Consider the following 14,408-nt stretch of genomic DNA (forward strand, 5'->3'; position numbering starts at 1 on the left):
ATGCACATAGAAAACCATTTCATCAATAGAAGCGGCTGGTTAAGGGCAGCGGTCCTTGGAGCTAATGACGGGATTTTATCCACTACCAGCTTAGCAATCGGCGTGGCTGCCGCCAGTGTTTCCAGAGAACCAATTTTGCTGGCATCACTGGCAGGGCTGGTTGCCGGTGCACTTTCAATGGCCGCTGGTGAATACGTATCTGTAAGTTCGCAATCTGATATTGAGACGGCAGATTTAAAAAGAGAAAAAATGGCGCTTGAAAACCTGCCGGAAGAAGAACTGCAGGAACTAACGGATATTTATATTAAAAGAGGATTAAATAAAGAGCTGGCCAGACAGGTTGCCGTCGAATTAACAGCTCATGATCCACTTGAAGCCCATGCCAGAGATGAACTCGGCATTAATGAAATCACGCAGGCCAATCCGCTTATGGCAGCCTTTGCATCAGCAATATCCTTTACAGCTGGAGGATTATTGCCGCTCTTGGTAGCCATTTTCGCTCCTATAAGGCAAATGGTCTTTTATCAATATGGGTTTTCAATTGTATTCCTTGCATTTTCCGGCTTTTTAGCCGCGAAGGCAGGAGGATCAAAAATATTTACCGCAGTTCTTCGTATTTGTATCTGGGGGACTTTTGCAATGGCAATGTCGGCATTGGCAGGTTATATTTTTGGTGTTCAAACCTCATAAGATAGAATGTGCCTTTTAGCTAATTAAAAAATTAATCCAATCTTAAGCAATAAAAAAAAATAAGACAGCTAACAATCCGTTATTTCGTAAATATCTAAAAACTAAACTCTGAAATGAAGCTGATTACCCTGTTCCTTTTATTGACAGCAGCAATAACCATAAACTGGGAACCTGATTTTAATAATGCTAAAAAAATTGCAAAGGAAAAACACGAATTGATTCTATTGAACTTCTCCGGCTCAGACTGGTGCGGCCCATGTATAGTAACACGCAGAGACTATTTTGAAAGTGAGGTTTTCACTGCCATGGCCAATGAAAACCTAGTGCTGGTTAATGCTGATTTTCCGAGAAAAAAGAAAAACATCGGAACTCCTGAGCAGGTTAAACGAAACGAAGATTTAGCAGAAATTTATAATAAAGAAGGAAGTTTTCCTTTAACGCTTCTTTTGGATGCTGATGGCAAAGTAATCAAAACCTGGCATGGAAAACCAGAAACTACTCCTGAACAATGGACTGCCGAAATAAAAGCGATCTGTGACAGCCGAAAATAACATACCAGATAAACAGAAATATTCAAAATCCCTGAAACTCATGGGGAACAGCTTCACTATAACAGTTGTTGCCGTGAATGAAAAAACAGGAAATGAATATATTAATCTGGCCATTGAAGAAATCAGGCGCATTGAAAAACTCCTGACCACCTACAGAGAAGACAGCCAGACCAATCTGATCAATGATAGCGCTGGAATCAAACCTGTCAAAGTAGATTTGGAAGTTTTTAATCTAATTGACAGAAGCATCGGGATTTCGAGAATTACGCAAGGGGCATTTGACATCTCTTATGGAAGCATAGACAAAAGCCTTTGGAATTTTGACAAGTCCATGGCTAAATTGCCTGATGCGGCTGCAGCTTTAAAGATGGTGCACCTTATCGATTACCGCAATATTATACTTGACAGGGAAAATACAACTGTATTTCTGAAGGAAAAAGGAATGAGGATTGGTTTTGGCGGCATCGGAAAAGGATATGCCGCTGAAATGGCCAAACAGGTCCTGCTTAAACACAATGTCCAGAGCGGCATCATTAATGCCAGCGGGGATCTTTCTGCCTGGGGACTGCAGCCCGACGGCAGGAAATGGACCATCGGAGTGGCGGATCCAGACTCTCCAAATGCTGCTTTTTCCTATATGGAGATATCCAATAGAGCCGTGGCGACTTCGGGAAATTATGAAAAGTTCATCACCATTGGAGGCAAAAAATATTCCCATACTATTGACCCAAAAACCGGGCTTCCGATAACTGGAATCAAAAGCGTGACCATCATAGCTTCAAATGCAGAGTTTGCAGATGCAATGGCCACCCCGATAGCTGTTATGGGCATCAAAGCCGGCTTGTTTTTAATAGATCAGATACCTGATTTATACTGCATAATAATTGATGACAACAATAAAATTTACACATCCAAAAACATACGCCTAAAATGAAAAAGCCACATCAGAAATTTTTTGCACTGCTATGCAGTGCTGCTCTCGCCGGCCTGATGGCTGGCTCCTGCACTTCGGTAAAGGAATACCAAAAAGGAAAACTCAACGATTCTGAAATGGTCCTTTCCAACAGGAAGATTGAAAAAACGGAGCTTAGCTTCCAATCCTACCGTGAAGGAGCTTCCGGAGCAAATTCAGGAAAAAGCGGCGGCGGCTGCGGCTGCAACTAATTTTCATACTTTTAAAAATGAAAAGAATATTCCTTACAGGAGCTGCTCTGCTGGCATTGTTTCAGTCAAGAGCGCAGGATATCCCGACGGATTCCACAGGCTATAAAAGCAGAAAATTAAAGCTGGAAGAGGTTAATTTAGTCTCAAGCTACTATAAGCAGGATGGAAACAATTCCGCCGTTACAGGAGGGATCGGTTCCGAGCATCTTACTGACATTGCCAATACCATAGATGTCCGACTGGTAAAATACGGAGAAACCGGAATCAGACATACTTTTGATATTGAAGCAGGAATTGACCACTACACTTCCGCCTCATCAGATATGATTGATTTGAGCGCCAATTCATCAGCCTCTTCTTCAGACAACAGATTTTATCCTTCCCTCACCTATCTGAGGGAAAATGAAGAAAAAGGAAGAGCATATGCCTTCGGGGTTTCATCCTCAACAGAATTTGACTATCAGTCTTTTGGAGCAAATATTGCCTTCTCTCAAAAAACCAGAAATAAAAACGGCGAATTTACAGCCAAGCTGCAGACCTTTATCGATCAGCTAAAGCTCATTGAGCCTGTTGAGCTTCGCCAGCCGGGAAGCGAGGGCTATGGCAGTGCCAGCCGGAATACTTTTGCTGGAACTTTAAGCTATTCCCAGGTTATAAATAAAAACCTCCAGATAATGCTGGTTGGAGATGTAATCAGCCAAAATGGCTATTTAAGCCTTCCTTTTCACAGAGTCTACTTTGCAGATGGCTCGGTGCATCAGGAAAAAATGCCTGGCACCAGACTTAAAATTCCGGTGGGAATAAGGGCGAGCTATTTCTTGGGTGACAATATGATCATTAGGGCATACTACCGATATTACACGGATGACTGGAGCCTCAAAGCGCATACCGCAGATCTGGAAATTCCAGTAAAGCTAACGCAGGCTTTTTCTCTAAGCCCATTCTACAGATACTATACCCAGAGCGGAACCAAGTATTTCAAGCCTTATGGAGAACATACAGCAGCTGAGGAATTCTACACCAGCAATTATGATCTGTCCAGGTTTGACAGCAGTTTCTTTGGAATGGGAATGAAATTCACCCCGCCAAATGGCATTTTTGGCCTTAAGCACTGGAACACTTTAGAGATCCGCTACGGGCATTACACCAGAACCACCAATATGGCTTCGGATATCATCAGCATCAATATCAAGTACAGATAAAATTTATTTCAAATCCTTCCCTATACGGTTCTCTGAGCCCAACCTGGCGCAGCTGCATTGCTATGGGTTGGGTTTTTCTCCTGGCAATAGCATTTGCCGGAGAGATTCCCATGCCCCATCTTTGAATTCCATGAGCTGCTGCTGCGCATTCAGAATTCAATAATCCCCTAACTCTGCAGCTTGAAATCCACTAAGAAAAGCAGATTTAAACAGCAGCGATATCGGAGTGTCTGCAGCTGCTGAGGAGATTATGGAATAGGAAGAAATTTAAAATTAAAAATACAGGCAAAGACACCTGGCTGGTGTCCCACAACGAGTTCCCAAAATTGACCTGCTTCTTTGAAGATCAAAGATTCAATTGCCAGAGGACCATCACAGGACTATCTGATCCTTTAGGGGATCTGAATGAAATACAGCTGCTACAGAAAATGGAAAAATGCCTAAAGCACCATCACAGGGAAAAAATAAACGGATAACACTGGCAAGGCCGCTTAGGAGTCCCCCTGCGATATATTCTTTTCTGAAACAAAAAATAATTTTTTAACTGGGTTTAGCAAAGCTTTGGCCCAGTGCAGAAAGAACACCTTCTTTAGGATCATCACAAAGCCGCTGAAGGAATTCGGTTTCTGCACATAAAGGTCCGCCCCCTTCTCAAAGGTTTCCTCAATATCCGAGGGGTGATCCCAGGTGGAGAGCATAACGGCAGGAATGCCCTTAAGCTCCTTATCGGCCTTTATCTCTTCCAGAGCCTGCTTCCCCCCTTTAGCGGGCATATTGATATCGATAAAAATAATATCAGGATCGGGCTGGGACTTATCTTTTAGGGTGTCCACGAGCTCCTGCCCGTTCTCAACGGTGACCACCTCAGAGGAAACATCAGCTTCCTGGAGGGCATCTATGAATAATTCCTGGTCGTCCTTATCATCTTCGGCCAGTATAATTTTCAGGGGCTCTTCGCCATTTAAGCCTTCAGGAGCCGGGTGGGAATTTTCAGAACTCATCATCTTGAAGCGGTTTTACACCCTCAAATTTAGCACATAAATGCCTAAAAGATTTCGATAAGCCAATAATTTTAAAAGCAGCGAGAAATCCAGATCATAAAGAGCCGTTAAAAAATGATGCCCCTAGGCCAGCATCAGAAAGAAAAAGAGCCTTTCGCACGCCCTTTTTCAAAGATCAGAAAGCCTCCCGCTTAAGGCAGGGAGCCCAGATTTTTTCCACATGCAAACCATCACCCGCCAATCAGATGCAGTTAGCACTTTTTCATTGCTTCAGCGGGTTTTATTCCGCTTTCTCAAAATGTGAAATTTTCAGAAAAAATTAAGCCAATCATTTCGCGCGAATCAGCTAAAGTGCCATTTTAAAGGACCTCACCGAACTTTAAAAGGTTTTCCAGCTGCTGAACTATCATAAGATTATAATCGAGAGCATCTGTTTTCTCAGCAAGCAATAATTTCTTTTTATAAACCGCAATCTGCTCAAGGGACTTATTTTTTTAGCTGGAAATAGCCAAACTGCTTCCCGTGGCAGTGGCTTACCTAAGCCCTTTATTACATTTCCCGCTGGCCTTGCCTAATATCATGCTTGCCCCTAAGATTGCAGACTATAGGGAGCTGCATTTTTCTTTGTAATATTTAAGCTCGAGATCTGTCTTGCCAAGCAGCTTTTCTAAAAGCAGAATCTTATCTTCATATAGTTTTGCAATTAAATGAAAGTTATTTTGGCCATTTAAAGTGCCGTTCTTTTTGATATGCCTTTCTTCGCTAAAATATTTCTGAATCTCAAAATTGATTATATATTCTACGGACAGATCGAAAATAACTGCAAGCTGCTGAAGCTTCTCCAGGCTCAGACCTGTTTTACCTTTTTCAATCTTGCTGTAGCCTGCCTGCGTAATTCCCAGCCGATACGCCGTATATTCCTGAGTGTAATTTTTTAATTCCCTGATGCTTTTAATCTTAGCGCCTATTGACATTTCCATAGTACCAAATTCTTTTAATTCTTCTCGACAATATTCAAATAAAGCATTAATATAAGATACAGCTTATCAATATCCATAATGGCAAAATGCTGCATCTATATTAGCTTTGCGATCGTGTAAAATTAAATTCTAAAAAAAACAACAGCAATAACATTTGTTTACATTTTGGCTCATTCCTGCTCAGCACCCTGTTTGAGGCGGCTCAAATGAACAGGGCTTATGTTAAGGTAAGAGGCAATATAATGCTGAGGCACACGGATGAGTATTTTAGGAAACATAATATTCATGCTGTTATAGCGCTGTATGGGGGTCTGCGTATAAAATCCTTTAATTTTATAATTCATCAGAAAAAAATAGTCCTCTGCAATAAGCCTCCCTAACTTTTCTCCATAAAGAAGATTCTTATAAAGAAATTGCAGCATCTCAAAAGTAATTACGATAACGGTCGTATTTTCAAGCGCCTGAATGTAAAAGTCTGCAGAAGTCTGTTTTAAAAAACTCTCATAATCGGTGGCAAAAGTATTTTCCAGTGAAAAATGGAATGTTTTTTCATCATCATTTTCATCAACAAAATATATCCTCAATATCCCTTTTGCCACAAAATATATTTCACGGCTGATTTCTCCTTTAGACAGAATTATCTCTTTTTTCTTAATGCGCTTAAGCTTAAACATAGACTTACACTGCTCCCATTCAGAGTCATTAATGTCTATATAATGCAATATCAGTTCACGTATGGTTTTCAATTCGCTGTTCATAGATTTCTTTAGGTTTAACCTAACAAAATTTTGATCCTAATAATGGAGCTGCACCACCACTTATTTTTGCTTTGTTAGGCTATATAAAAATAATATAGGCAATTTTATCTGTATAGATGAAAGAGCCAATAGCAATTCTTTGCATCTATTTTGATTAAAGACCGCTATGAAAGCTTTTGAATTTTAAAAAAGTGGATGCCGCATAAAAATCCCCGCTTTGCCTATCTTGGCTGAAAAAATCTTTACTGATTTTTTTCCATTGATAAAAGCCATCAAATTGTGCAGGAATGTTTGTCAAAATTAGCTGGAAATGCAATTGCAAAGAATAAGCTATTTCATATCGGGTTCGCTATGAAAAATTGAGGTTTGCTTTTCGAAGTGAATTTTTGCCATGCTCTCTGTAACCTGATTGCACTCTAAGGCGTCTAATTGGATAAAACCTATTTATTATAGCGGAAATGAAGCACATTTGCATACTGCTCTCGGCAGCAGTTTTTATTATCGGGGCAACTGATCGCCTTTATGCCCAAAACCTTGAAGCCAAAGCAGACAGTCTGATACTAAAAGATTTCAGTGCCAAAAATGGTCCCGGAGCCGTATTTATGATTGCGCACCGAGGCAAGGCAGTCTACCGGAAGGCTTTTGGCAAGGCCAATATAGAGCTTGATGCTGATATGACGCCTGAGAATGTATTCCAGCTGGGATCCATCACCAAACAGTTTACGGCCGTAGCCATATTAATGCTTGAGGAGCAGGGGAAGCTGAATGTAAAGGATCCCGTTTCCAAATACATACCCGATTATCCTGGCGGGAGTGAAATAACCCTGCATCATCTGCTTACGCATACTTCGGGCATTAAAGATTTTACAAAAATGAAGCAGCTGTCCGATATTGCGCAGAAAGAGATGACACCTGCAATGATGGCTTCTTTTTTTAAGAATGAACCAGCTGATTTTGCGCCCGGAGAAAAGTATGAGTATAACAATTCGGGCTATGTTCTTCTCGGCTACATTATTGAACTGGTTTCGGGAGAAGCATATGGGGACTTTATCAAAAAGCATATCTTTGATAAAGCGGGAATGAACCAATCCTGCTACGCCAGCGATCGGAAGATAATCCTAAAAAGGGCTTATGGCTACCATAAGAAAGAATACGGCTATGTGAATAAGACGCCAATTAGCTTTAGTGTGCCTTTCTCTTCGGGTTCGCTGATGTCTACCGCAGGGGATATGCTCAAATGGCAGAATGCCTTAAATCAGAACCTGCTGCTTGGAGCGAAGCAGACCAGCAAGGCTTTTAGCAGGCATAGATTAAACAATGGCGATGAATTCGCATATGGCTACGGCTGGCACATAAAAGATGTAAACGCAATAGCATCCAGGGAACACGGGGGCAGTATTTTCGGCTTCAAAACAATGGCGGTCTATATTCCCGAGCACGATATCTATGTTATAGGATTAAGCAATTGCGACTGTAATTCTCCTACACAGACTGTCAGGGATATTGCTGCGCTGGCTCTTAATATGCAAGACAGGACCCAAGTCGGAAGGTAAGGGAATTTCCGTTGCATTATAATGCATTGTAGAAACTAACATTTGACATTTTAATGGAGAACACCAAAATTATTGCCCGAGAATTAATAGAAATGGCACGCCATGACCTGGAGGTGCGCGAAGCGCTGCTAAAAGAAGGAAAGCTGTCACCAGGCTATAATCCCGATATGGAGCGTGTGCATAAAAAAAATGCGCAGCGGCTTGAGGAAATTATTGATTCTATCGGATACCCTACAAAATCAAGTGTCGGTGAAGAAGCCAGCCAGGCGGCTTGGCTCATTGTCCAGCACGCAATCAGCCTGCCGCTTTTTATGAAAAGATGCTATGCGCTCATATCCGAAGCGGCCAATGAAGTGAGTCCGCAAAACCTTGCCTACCTGCATGACAGGATATGCTATTTTGAAGGAAGGCCGCAGAAGTTTGGCACCCAGTTTGACCGCCGAGGCATGTATCCCGTAGAAGATAAGGCAGAAATGATCCGCCTGCGAAGAGAGCTCCAGCTGGCTCCGCATGACGAAGAATCTATAGCAGAATTTGTGGCTTCAGTTCACAAAATGGACCTGCACCCGCATGACCTGGAGTTTAACCGCTGGCGAAAACAGGTTGGCTGGATATGAAAAACATTACGCAATTATTTTCTGTTCCTGAACTAGGCAAATCGATGATGCGCTAAGGAAGATTACCAGCCATTACTATTAAGGGCTTACCTGCCTGGCTATTTCCTTTAGGCTGGACCTCCTAAAATCCGAAGGCGGGACACCGGTATATTTTTTAAAATATTTTACAAAATAGGAATCATCATCGAAGCCTAGACAATGGCCAATCTTACTGATACTGTAGCTAGTCTCAAGGAGCATTCTTTTTGCTTCTGCTAGGATCCTTTCGCAGATAATCTCAGAAGGGCTTTTATCTAATAATTGGCTGGTAAGGCCCGATAATGTCCTTGATGACATCTGCATAAGCGCCGCATACTCGGAGACTTTAAGTTCATTTTTATAATTTTCCTCCACTAGATCAACAAATTTTCTCAATTGCAGCTGCTTTCTATTCTCAGGCGAAATCTGTCGCCCATCAGATGTGCCTGCTTTTTCCCATCTGTGATGAACCTGAATGATAAATGCTTTGAGATAGGACCTTAAAAGCTCCTCATGGCTGTTTTCATTTTTATCTGCCAATTCATTTTTGATCAGCTTTAAATATTCATCCAAAATAAAGGCGTCATCTTGGGTAAGCGAACAGGATGTGTGTTTTTGGCTATCCAGCAGGCCGTGTTTTGAAAAAAAGGAAATATCCTTATTGTCCTGAATCAGAAACTCTTCATTAAACTGAATTAAAACTCCGCTGTAATTGGCATTTCTGTCAAAATAATGATTATCATTTTTAGATAGAAAAAAAAGAGTGTTCCGGTCAATATCCCAGGCTTTAAAATTAACAAAATAGCTGCCGTTCCCCTTTTTAAACCAAATGATCTGATAGTGGTTCTCGGCATGGGCTTTCCTCCTTTTTTTATCATATTTTTTTAAGTAAGCATCAATCTCGCACACAGAAAATCTTGGCGCATTCTGCTGATATTGATTCAGATGATACTCACTGGCATTATTGAGGCTGTTGCTATTTTTCTGCATTGGCGGCGATTAAAAAATTTATTATTGGCTGAGAGCAAAACCTGCATCAATCAATGAGATTTTACTCCCGGCCTGTACTATTTCCCACTCTTTAATTCTATTACAACCTTGCCTTTCGCGCGGCCGCTTTCTACATACTGCAGGGCCTCATTAGTCTGCTCAAAAGCAAACACTCTATCTACTGTGGGTCTGATAATCCCAGCTTCAATAAGAGCCGCAATTTCCTGCAGCTGGTTTCCTTCAGCCCTCATAAATAGAAAGCTAAAATCAACGTGCTTTTTTTGGGCTTTTCTCCTTATGCCAAAACTAAGCAGCGACATAATGATTTTGAAATACCAGGGCAGTCCCATTTCTCTGGCAAATTCAGGCGTTGGCGGTCCTGAAATAGAGATAGCCTTTCCTTGGGGCTTCAAAACGTTTAATGATTTTTCAAGTGTTTTTTGATCCTGGCTGTTTAACACAGCATCATAATCTTTAAGTATGTGCTCAAAATCATTGGTTTTGTAATCGATCAGCACATCTGCTCCAAGATTTTTAAGCAGTTCAAAACTTTTTGCACTTGCTGTAGTGGCAACCACTGCACCTAAATGCTTTGCCAGCTGTATCGCTATGGTTCCAACACCTCCTGAGCCTGCCTGAATAAATACTTTCTGCCCCTTTTTCAAATCGGCACGCTCCACCAATGCCTGCCATGCCGTTAGTGCCACCAATGGAATAGAAGCCGCCTGGTTCATAGAAATATTTTTGGGCTTAAATGCCACATCTTTTTCATTGACGGCAATATACTCGGCAAAGGTTCCTATATGGTAATCCGCAGGGCGGGAATAAACCTGGTCGCCAACTTTAAATTTTCTGACATTTTTGCCTGCTTTGATAACAATACCCGCCACATCATGCCCCAGAATCAAAGGCAGCCTATAGGGAAGCATCAATTTAAATTCTCCTGTTTTTATTTTTGAATCCAGTAAATTTAAGCCTGCGGCATAAACTTCAATCAAAACATCGTTGCTGCCCACATCAGGAGCTGCAACATCTGCAAACTCGAGCGCTCCTTTACCATATTTATTTATTACAAATGCTTTCATATTAATTTTTTAAAAGTTGATGGGTTTTCTTCGGATTAATCAATCTATAGGCTGTTTTTGGAAAAAACCTGTTAATTAGGCTAAACAGTTTCGCATCCCCTACACGGATTGTGTAATTTTCCTTTTGAAGCCCGTCGATAAGCCCTTTTACCATTTCTTCGGCAGATATTTTTTTATCTTTCCGGTCTGCAGTCATTTCTGTAGCAACAAGCGGCGGGATCAGTTCAAATACTTTTACATTGCTTCCAATAATCTTCAAATGCTCTCGAAGCGAGACCGTATAAAAAGCCAGTGCCGTTTTAGACGAAGAATAGGTGGCTTCTATTAATGACGGAGCCTGGCTCAATATTGATGTCGTATTTATTATCGCCGCTTCTTTTCTTGATTGCAGCATGTCCATAAACAGGTTATTGAGCCTTATCACCCCCAGATAATTCACTTCCATTTCGTAGGCCGCGCCTTCGGCATGCCTGTCATCTGCAATGCCTAAATTTGACGGTGGCACCAGTACCGCGGCATTATTATACAAAATATCAATGCCGCCCAATTCTCTTACTCTGCTGAAAAGAAATTTTGCATCTTCTTTATCTGCCGCATCGCTTTGAATTGCTGTGATCGCAGGATATGCCTTTTTAGCGGCATCTAATTTGGCCTGATTTCTTCCCGTAATGATCACTTTAGCTCCGATTGCCAAAAACTGCTTAGCCGCTTCAAACCCAATGCCGGAAGCCCCTCCTGTGATCAATATTGTTCTGCCCTTTATGTCCATAATGATTTATTTAAAGAATTGTTTAGAATCACCAACCGGAACATCAAACTGATTTTTACCAAGAGCCAAAAACAATTCATCTGCAACTTCATCCGGCGAAATGCCGTTTACCCCTCCTATCTCGGCTGAAAATTCAGTATTTACCAGTGGCGGATAGACTTCATAGATTTGAATATTTTTCTCTTCTTCATAAGTAGATCGAAGTGCAGCAGTATAGCTATGCAGTGCTGCTTTGGTTGCTCCATAAGTTGGAAGCAATTTATGGCTTCCAAACACTGCAATGGAGGAAATATTAACTACAGCAGATTCTGCTTTCTGCAATAAGTGGGGCAGTAAAAGCTCCGTAAAATGAATTACGCTCAAATAGTTGGTATTCATTTCTATAGCGGCTTTTTGGTGGGCATTTAAAGTTTCATTCAAAAGATAACTAAACGCTGCCCCGGCATTGTTAATGATTAAATTTACTTCCGGGTAATCTTCTTTTAATTGTTTTGCAATTCGAATCCTATCGGCTTCTTCAGATAAATCGCCTTGTATCGCTGCTGCATTATCCAATTGTTTTAAAGCGCTCTGCAGACGTTCTTCACTGCGCCCATTAATTATTATCCTATTGCCTGACCCGCTTAATTTTTTGGCAATTGCCAATCCTATTCCAGCACTTCCGCCGCTTATGAATATTGTATTCCCTGCTGTTTTCATTAGTATTTCTATTTAAATTATTTTTATTCTTTATCTATCAAGCTGACAAATTCCTTTTTTTTAGACTTTTTAGTATATTTTAAAATATACTTTTTAGTATATTTTGAATCAAAAAAAAATTATATTGCATATTGCTCCAATTCAGACTTTAGGCTTTTGACAAGTCCCTGCATTGGTTTTGCTGTCCCCATAACCCTGCACATTACGATGCCGCCTTCAACCGATGCGACTAATTTAAACGCAAAGACAGCGGGATCAAGTTTAGCGGAAAACTCCCCTAAATCAATTCCCTGCTGAAGCAAACCTGCCAATTCCTGCTGACCGGTTCTAAATACTTTAGCAACTTTCTCTTTTATAAGCGGATAATTATCATCTGCTTCTACGGCAGTATTAAGTATCGGGCAGCCACCCGAAATATAGGTTTCAATTGGGTCCTTATAAAAATCCAGAAATGCAGACACTTTGCCTTTAACTGTTTTTGCCTGATAAACTGCCGCTCTGATTCTGTCTGAAATCATTTTCAGCGACAAATCAATAACCTGCTCTGACAGATCTTCTTTATTTTCAAAATGGCCGTAAAGGCAGCCCTTTGTAAGTTTGGTGGCTTCCAGGATATCATCAATATTGACTCCCGAGATGCCTTTTTCATTATAAAGGGGCACCGCAGTTTCGAGTATAAATTGTTTTGTTCTTTCAGCCTTACTAAGCATTACTAATCAATTAGGGCACAAATATACTAAAAAGTATATTTAGAAATAAAAAATAGCAGTATTTTTTCATCCATTTGATTTTCAAAAATCCGATACAGCCAATGGCTGACTGATAAAAATAAAAAAAGATCAAAGCATGCATTAATCGATTATTGGAAAACAGATGCATTCTTTACATGCTGAAGAAAAATTAATTTCAATTGCTTTTCAATTGCAGATAATGAAATCCCATTTAAAAATGGCTTTCTGAGTGCAATTTTTCAATTCGTAGACACTTCCGATCTTATCGCCTATTGGCATTTTTATGATATTTTAATGCCCTATTTAAAAAAAGCGGCGGAATTTAAAAAAAAACTGCCGCTGGAAAGATATAATTATGATGTGAAATTAAAATATTATTTTTTTTGATGTCCTGCTCCCATCTTCAAAAAATACCCTAATCAGCAATACCTGAGGGCCGGATCGGATGCCATCAATCTCTAAATCAAATGTTTTTATCTGCGGAATATTGTAAATGAGCCTCCCTGCCGCATCATAAATTGAAACCTGCTCCACGGCGTTCCCGTAAGATTTTAATGTGATCACTTTATTTTTTGAAACAACTATTAGATTTTCGGGATTATCCTCAAATTGGGCATTTCCTAAATTTACCTTGGCAGCATAGCGAATAATAAAACGATCTGCAAAAGTTCCTTTTTCTGTTGAAAATGTATAAACACTTTTTTTCAAATTATGTATAGCACCGGTCATTTTATCCTCCAGATAAATATCCTGATCAGCTAAATCGCCATCTGCATGATCAATTGAAATGCTTAAATCTCCGACAATTTCAGACCTGTAGCCAAGAGGAACCGTATCGCTAAGAAGAAACGGCAGGCCGCGTCCTTGAATCACCAGCTTCTTTCCTTCGTTAATGCTGTAAAAATCCGCATATTTATTTGCATCCATGGAAACGGCATCGTAATTGTAATCATAACCATTGGTTGCCCCCTGCATGTAGCCAATCAAAAGCTGCTTAAAAAGCCCTTCATTATTAGTCAGATTAAGCCATACTCGGTGCCTTTCAACTGCGGGAATACTCTTGCAATATAATATAGAGTGGCTGCTGTTTTGAAATACAGGGCCGCCCAAAACAGAATGGGCATTTAGAAAGCCTGATAGCACAAAAGAAATTAAAAGCATAAAATTTAATGAGTATTTTTTTTTCATATCGTATAATTTAAATAAGTACTAAGTGGGTAAATAAATTTGCTGGATGTTACTCTAAAATAATCTTAAGCTATTGATTGCATTTTCGCTGAAATTAGGAGAGTAAATTATACTTTGACAAAAAAACAGGAGGTGAATTTGAGCTTACAGTCATAAAAAAAGATATTTTATTTATAGGATTTATCTCCATGATTAAAGTAAATTTATAATTGCACACTAAAAATTTATTTATATTTATGCCTTTAAAAGTTATAAACATCCCACTTGCCAAGAGAGGGCAAGAGGTAAAAACATGCTTTCTCAGAGACCCAGACGGCATCCGTAAATTATCTATAGTTTCAATCACTGGCCTGTAAGCCAGCAATTGAATTTCTATATCTATTCAGACCGTCAGTTTTACCAAAACAGCGGC

The 14,408-nt window shown here is 40.2% G+C and carries 16 protein-coding genes; 7 read left to right on the forward strand and 9 right to left on the reverse strand.

Annotated features, from left to right (window positions below; all coding sequences use genetic code 11):
* From OD917_RS05255 to OD917_RS05275, 5 genes are all read left to right on the forward strand, one after another.
* Positions 1-690: a VIT family protein gene (locus OD917_RS05255; protein WP_263522504.1), complete on the forward strand. Its 690-nt coding sequence runs from the start codon at positions 1-3 to the stop codon at positions 688-690.
* Between the two features lie 113 nt (positions 691-803).
* The gene (locus tag OD917_RS05260; protein ID WP_263522506.1) at positions 804-1,241 is read left to right on the forward strand and encodes a thioredoxin family protein; all 438 of its coding nucleotides are present in this window, start codon (positions 804-806) and stop codon (positions 1,239-1,241) included.
* Positions 1,225-2,175 carry an FAD:protein FMN transferase gene (locus OD917_RS05265; RefSeq protein WP_263522507.1) on the forward strand — a complete coding sequence of 317 codons (951 nt, stop codon included), beginning with the start codon at positions 1,225-1,227 and terminating at the stop codon, positions 2,173-2,175. Before OD917_RS05260 ends, OD917_RS05265 begins: the two co-directional genes overlap by 17 nt.
* A gap of 56 nt (positions 2,176-2,231) precedes the next feature.
* Positions 2,232-2,405 (forward strand): DUF4266 domain-containing protein, encoded by a 174-nt coding sequence (locus OD917_RS05270; protein WP_263522885.1) that lies wholly within the window; start codon positions 2,232-2,234, stop codon positions 2,403-2,405.
* Positions 2,406-2,422: 17 nt separating this feature from the next.
* Positions 2,423-3,607: a DUF3570 domain-containing protein gene (locus tag OD917_RS05275; RefSeq protein WP_263522508.1), complete on the forward strand. Its 1,185-nt coding sequence runs from the start codon at positions 2,423-2,425 to the stop codon at positions 3,605-3,607.
* Positions 3,608-4,098: 491 nt separating this feature from the next.
* On the opposite strand, the gene OD917_RS05280 is transcribed toward OD917_RS05275, so the two are convergent.
* From OD917_RS05280 to OD917_RS05290, 3 genes are all read right to left on the reverse strand, one after another.
* Complete coding sequence (locus OD917_RS05280; protein ID WP_263522509.1) at positions 4,099-4,611, reverse strand: response regulator; 513 nt, start codon at positions 4,609-4,611, stop codon at positions 4,099-4,101.
* Between the two features lie 599 nt (positions 4,612-5,210).
* On the reverse strand, positions 5,211-5,588 hold the full coding sequence (locus OD917_RS05285) for a helix-turn-helix domain-containing protein (RefSeq protein ID WP_263522510.1): 378 nt from the start codon (positions 5,586-5,588) through the stop codon (positions 5,211-5,213).
* Positions 5,589-5,758: 170 nt separating this feature from the next.
* Positions 5,759-6,346: a Crp/Fnr family transcriptional regulator gene (locus OD917_RS05290; RefSeq protein WP_263522511.1), complete on the reverse strand. Its 588-nt coding sequence runs from the start codon at positions 6,344-6,346 to the stop codon at positions 5,759-5,761.
* A 458-nt stretch (positions 6,347-6,804) separates the two neighbouring features.
* Between OD917_RS05290 and OD917_RS05295 the strand changes: the two genes are divergently transcribed.
* Both OD917_RS05295 and OD917_RS05300 read left to right on the forward strand, forming a co-directional pair.
* On the forward strand, positions 6,805-7,899 hold the full coding sequence (locus OD917_RS05295; RefSeq protein WP_263522512.1) for a serine hydrolase domain-containing protein: 1,095 nt from the start codon (positions 6,805-6,807) through the stop codon (positions 7,897-7,899).
* A 53-nt stretch (positions 7,900-7,952) separates the two neighbouring features.
* On the forward strand, positions 7,953-8,516 hold the full coding sequence (locus tag OD917_RS05300; protein WP_263522513.1) for a DUF6624 domain-containing protein: 564 nt from the start codon (positions 7,953-7,955) through the stop codon (positions 8,514-8,516).
* 78 nt (positions 8,517-8,594) lie between these two features.
* On the opposite strand, the gene OD917_RS05305 is transcribed toward OD917_RS05300, so the two are convergent.
* The 6 genes from OD917_RS05305 to OD917_RS05330 all read right to left on the reverse strand — a co-directional run bounded on the left by OD917_RS05305 (position 8,595) and on the right by OD917_RS05330 (position 13,996).
* Positions 8,595-9,524, reverse strand: a complete 930-nt coding sequence (locus OD917_RS05305) for an AraC family transcriptional regulator (protein WP_263522514.1) — start codon at positions 9,522-9,524, stop codon at positions 8,595-8,597.
* A 77-nt stretch (positions 9,525-9,601) separates the two neighbouring features.
* The gene (locus tag OD917_RS05310) at positions 9,602-10,609 is read right to left on the reverse strand and encodes an NADP-dependent oxidoreductase (RefSeq protein WP_263522515.1); all 1,008 of its coding nucleotides are present in this window, start codon (positions 10,607-10,609) and stop codon (positions 9,602-9,604) included.
* Position 10,610: 1 nt separating this feature from the next.
* Positions 10,611-11,378: an SDR family oxidoreductase gene (locus OD917_RS05315; protein ID WP_263522516.1), complete on the reverse strand. Its 768-nt coding sequence runs from the start codon at positions 11,376-11,378 to the stop codon at positions 10,611-10,613.
* A gap of 6 nt (positions 11,379-11,384) precedes the next feature.
* Complete coding sequence (locus OD917_RS05320; RefSeq protein WP_263522517.1) at positions 11,385-12,077, reverse strand: SDR family oxidoreductase; 693 nt, start codon at positions 12,075-12,077, stop codon at positions 11,385-11,387.
* A 119-nt stretch (positions 12,078-12,196) separates the two neighbouring features.
* A complete protein-coding gene (locus OD917_RS05325; protein ID WP_263522518.1) occupies positions 12,197-12,787 on the reverse strand; it encodes a TetR/AcrR family transcriptional regulator in 591 nt (196 codons plus the stop codon).
* A gap of 387 nt (positions 12,788-13,174) precedes the next feature.
* Positions 13,175-13,996, reverse strand: coding sequence for a T9SS sorting signal type C domain-containing protein (locus OD917_RS05330; protein ID WP_263522519.1), 822 nt, complete (start codon positions 13,994-13,996; stop codon positions 13,175-13,177).
* Positions 13,997-14,408 lie beyond the last annotated feature (412 nt).

The sequence above is a fragment of the Flavobacterium sp. SH_e genome (genome assembly GCF_025717045.1).
In the GTDB taxonomy this organism is placed as follows: Bacteria; Bacteroidota; Bacteroidia; order Flavobacteriales; family Flavobacteriaceae; genus Flavobacterium.

Coding starts and splice junctions, on each gene's coding strand:
- OD917_RS05255 (WP_263522504.1), top strand. CDS start 1: ATGCACATAGAAAACCATTTCATCAATAGAAGCGGCTGGTTAAGGGCA.
- OD917_RS05260 (WP_263522506.1), top strand. CDS start 804: ATGAAGCTGATTACCCTGTTCCTTTTATTGACAGCAGCAATAACCATA.
- OD917_RS05270 (WP_263522885.1), top strand. CDS start 2,232: ATGGCTGGCTCCTGCACTTCGGTAAAGGAATACCAAAAAGGAAAACTC.
- OD917_RS05275 (WP_263522508.1), top strand. CDS start 2,423: ATGAAAAGAATATTCCTTACAGGAGCTGCTCTGCTGGCATTGTTTCAG.
- OD917_RS05280 (WP_263522509.1), bottom strand. CDS start 4,611: ATGATGAGTTCTGAAAATTCCCACCCGGCTCCTGAAGGCTTAAATGGC.
- OD917_RS05285 (WP_263522510.1), bottom strand. CDS start 5,588: ATGGAAATGTCAATAGGCGCTAAGATTAAAAGCATCAGGGAATTAAAA.
- OD917_RS05290 (WP_263522511.1), bottom strand. CDS start 6,346: ATGAACAGCGAATTGAAAACCATACGTGAACTGATATTGCATTATATA.
- OD917_RS05295 (WP_263522512.1), top strand. CDS start 6,805: ATGAAGCACATTTGCATACTGCTCTCGGCAGCAGTTTTTATTATCGGG.
- OD917_RS05300 (WP_263522513.1), top strand. CDS start 7,953: ATGGAGAACACCAAAATTATTGCCCGAGAATTAATAGAAATGGCACGC.
- OD917_RS05305 (WP_263522514.1), bottom strand. CDS start 9,524: ATGCAGAAAAATAGCAACAGCCTCAATAATGCCAGTGAGTATCATCTG.
- OD917_RS05310 (WP_263522515.1), bottom strand. CDS start 10,609: ATGAAAGCATTTGTAATAAATAAATATGGTAAAGGAGCGCTCGAGTTT.
- OD917_RS05315 (WP_263522516.1), bottom strand. CDS start 11,378: ATGGACATAAAGGGCAGAACAATATTGATCACAGGAGGGGCTTCCGGC.
- OD917_RS05320 (WP_263522517.1), bottom strand. CDS start 12,077: ATGAAAACAGCAGGGAATACAATATTCATAAGCGGCGGAAGTGCTGGA.
- OD917_RS05325 (WP_263522518.1), bottom strand. CDS start 12,787: ATGCTTAGTAAGGCTGAAAGAACAAAACAATTTATACTCGAAACTGCG.
- OD917_RS05330 (WP_263522519.1), bottom strand. CDS start 13,996: ATGAAAAAAAAATACTCATTAAATTTTATGCTTTTAATTTCTTTTGTG.